This window comes from Pseudomonas sp. F220 (assembly GCF_057813935.1).
In genome coordinates this window covers 1-1,159 of record NZ_JBVASJ010000101.1, presented here as the reverse complement: position 1 = coordinate 1,159, position 1,159 = coordinate 1, and the positions used below count along the sequence as shown (strand labels likewise).

1 protein-coding gene is annotated in these 1,159 nt (G+C 58.2%); it reads left to right on the top strand.

The annotated features are described in order from the left end of the window. Nucleotides 1–87: 87 nt before the first annotated feature. Nucleotides 88–1,065 (top strand): IS5 family transposase, encoded by a 978-nt coding sequence (locus ACZYSM_RS29150; protein ID WP_489077128.1) that lies wholly within the window; start codon nt 88–90, stop codon nt 1,063–1,065. Nucleotides 1,066–1,159: the final 94 nt, after the last annotated feature.

Sequence of the window (1,159 nt, the reverse complement as noted above, 5' to 3'; positions counted from 1 at the left end):
GGAGACGCTGCAAAAATAGCCAACCGTCCCCACCCTTGGCACACTGAGTACCTTCAACCAACCACCCTCTCCGTGAGCGTTACGCGCGTGCAGAAGACCTTCTCCGAACTCGAATACACCGGCAAGAAAAAGCAGACTCGCCGAGATCGCTTCCTGGCTGACCTTGAACAGCTGGTGCCCTGGGCACAGCTGGAGGCGCAAGTGGCGCCGTTCTATAGCGACACCACAGGCAAGCGCGGACGCCCTGCGATTGGGTTGTCACGCATGCTGCGCATGTATGTCGTGCAGCAGTGTTTCGGTTTCTCCGATGAAGGTTGCGAAGATGCCGTCTACGACAGCCAGGCCATCCGTGGTTTTATGGGCATCGACCTGGGCCGCGAGTCGGCACCGGATGCCACTACCTTGCTGCGTTTTCGCCGCTTGCTGGAAACCCATCAGCTAACGCGGGTGCTGTTTGAAACGATTAACCTGCATCTGGCCAGCCGGGGTCTGCTGCTCAAGGAAGGCACTATCGTCGACGCTACCCTGATCGCCGCGCCGCCCTCGGTCAAGAACCGAGAAGGCAAGCGTGATCCTGAGATGCATCAGGCCAAGAAAGGCAATCAATGGCACTTCGGGATGAAGGCCCACATTGGTGTCGACGCCACGTCGGGGCTGGTGCACAGCGTGGTAGGGACGGCCGCCAATGTGGCGGATGTCACCCAGGTCGACCAGTTGCTGCACGGTGCCGAAACCTATGTTGCGGGTGACGCTGGATACACCGGTGCGGCCAAGCGACCGGAGCATGCTGAACGGGACGTTATCTGGTCGATTGCAGCCCGGCCAAGCAGTTACAAGCAGCACGGCGAAGGCAGTGTGCTGTACCGGGTCAAGCGCAAGATCGAATACGCCAAGGCGCAACTGCGTGCCAAGGTCGAGCACCCATTCCAGGTAATCAAGGTGCGCTTCAATCATCGCAAGGTTCGCTACCGTGGGCTGGAAAAGAATACGGCGCAGTTGTTCAGTCTGTTTGGGTTGGCCAATCTGATGCTGGCCAAGCGGTATTTGCAACGGGCGGCGGGATAAATCCGTCTTTAAGGCGGGGTTGACCCGAAAATCAGCAAAATGAGGGCGAAAATCGGCCCTGGAAATGCAAAATAAGGCCGGCAGGTTGAAAAAA